The organism is Loigolactobacillus zhaoyuanensis, from assembly GCF_003946385.1.
GTDB classification, from domain to species: domain Bacteria; phylum Bacillota; class Bacilli; order Lactobacillales; family Lactobacillaceae; genus Loigolactobacillus; species Loigolactobacillus zhaoyuanensis.
This window is the reverse complement of the sequence record NZ_RHOE01000139.1, coordinates 1-1524: the sequence shown is the minus strand read 5'-3', so window position 1 is coordinate 1524 and position 1524 is coordinate 1. Positions and strand designations below refer to the sequence as shown.

Below are 1524 nucleotides of genomic sequence, written 5' to 3'. Positions count from 1 at the left end.
TGAAGTGCAACACAAAAGTTAGACAAAAGTAAATATTTCTACGCTGCTAAGGTATGTTCTCGGTATTCACACGGGGACATACCTTTTGTTTTCAAGGAAATCCTTTGGTGATTAAACCAGTAAATATATTCCTCTGAGACTGTTTTAAGCTCAGTTAAATCTTTACAGGGAGGAAATCCAGCCAAACATTCTGTTTTGTAAACATGGAAAAAACTCTCAATTGGCGCGTTGTCATGGCAATTCCCCTTACGGGACATGCTCTGAATGAAACTATTATCTGACAACTTTTGAGTATAATAATTTAACTGGTATTGCCATCCTTGATCGGAATGAATGATAGGTTTAGCATTAGTCGGTAATTTGGCAATCAATCCATCAAGCGTCTTGGTAATTAAATCTCGATTGGGGCTGTTACTGATTTGAAAGGCTAAAACTTCTTTACTGGCTTCGTCTGTAATGGCGGATATATAAGCCCATTTTTGGTTTTTTAAACGAACTTGAGTGACATCAGTATGCAGGGTTTTATATGGCTGGGATTGGCAAAAATCTTGTTTTAGAAGATTGGGTGATACTTGACCGACTTTGCCTCTGTAAGATGAATATTTACCATTTCTATGCCGATTATATAGGCTTACCTGGACACCTAATTCACTCATTAATCGACGTGTGACCGTATCTGCAACACGAATATGTAACTTGACCAGTTCTGTTTGAACCCGCCGGTAACCGTAAGTCAGGCGTCCGCGATATTTACCGTTGTCAGTGATCTTCTTAATCTGAATTTTAAGATCTGCATATTTGTCTTGATGATTATTGATACGTTTACGTTCATCGTGATAAGTTGCTTTCTTAAGACCAACGGCCTTAAGAATATCACCGATTTTATAGCGCTTTGATTTTGGAAGTTGTGCTTGATCCGCCCTGATCTGATCAACTATTTGGGTCTTTTGACGTCCTTTGAAGGTCCGAACAGGGTCATTGATTTTTTTAAGATATCATTCTCCAATTTGGTTTCATAGAGTGCCTGATTTTTTTGAGCTAGTTCACGCCGTAAACGCTCGATTTCGCTTTGTTTTTCTAACTGACGAATTTGCTTTTTCTTTCGTTTCATTTTGGTTGGCCTACCTTTAGGATGAGCCTTCAAACCGTTGTAGCCTTCACGAATAAAAGTTGTTCGCCAGACACTGATTTGACTAGCTAAAACTTGATATTTGACGGCAACTTCAGCTAAAGACTCATCATGAGTTTGGTAGTAGTCTATCACATTTAATTTAAATTCCACAGAGAACTTCCGTTTACTTTTTTGGGATCTGATCGTCTCAACGCCGCCCAAATGATATTGATGGATCCAATCGTTGACCTGTCGTTTAGGCAAGCAATATTTTCTGGCCAGCTCGGCACCGCCGATATCATGGTCTAGATGTTCACTGATAATTTGCGCTTTTAAAACTGGGCTATATTTAACCATGAAAAAAGTACCTCACAATCATTAGACTCTTTGTCTAACAATTATGAGGCACTTCA

2 protein-coding genes are annotated in these 1524 nt (G+C 38.6%); both read right to left on the bottom strand.

Annotated elements, in window-relative coordinates; all coding sequences use genetic code 11:
• Window positions 1–38: 38 nt before the first annotated feature.
• Window positions 39–938, bottom strand: coding sequence for an IS3 family transposase (locus EKM76_RS13255; RefSeq protein ID WP_318531409.1), 900 nt, complete (start codon window positions 936–938; stop codon window positions 39–41).
• Window positions 935–1468: a transposase gene (locus tag EKM76_RS13250; RefSeq protein ID WP_125551018.1), complete on the bottom strand. Its 534-nt coding sequence runs from the start codon at window positions 1466–1468 to the stop codon at window positions 935–937. The genes EKM76_RS13255 and EKM76_RS13250 overlap by 4 nt, the downstream gene beginning before the upstream one ends.
• Window positions 1469–1524: the final 56 nt, after the last annotated feature.

Coding starts and splice junctions, on each gene's coding strand:
- EKM76_RS13250 (WP_125551018.1), bottom strand. CDS start 1,468: ATGGTTAAATATAGCCCAGTTTTAAAAGCGCAAATTATCAGTGAACAT.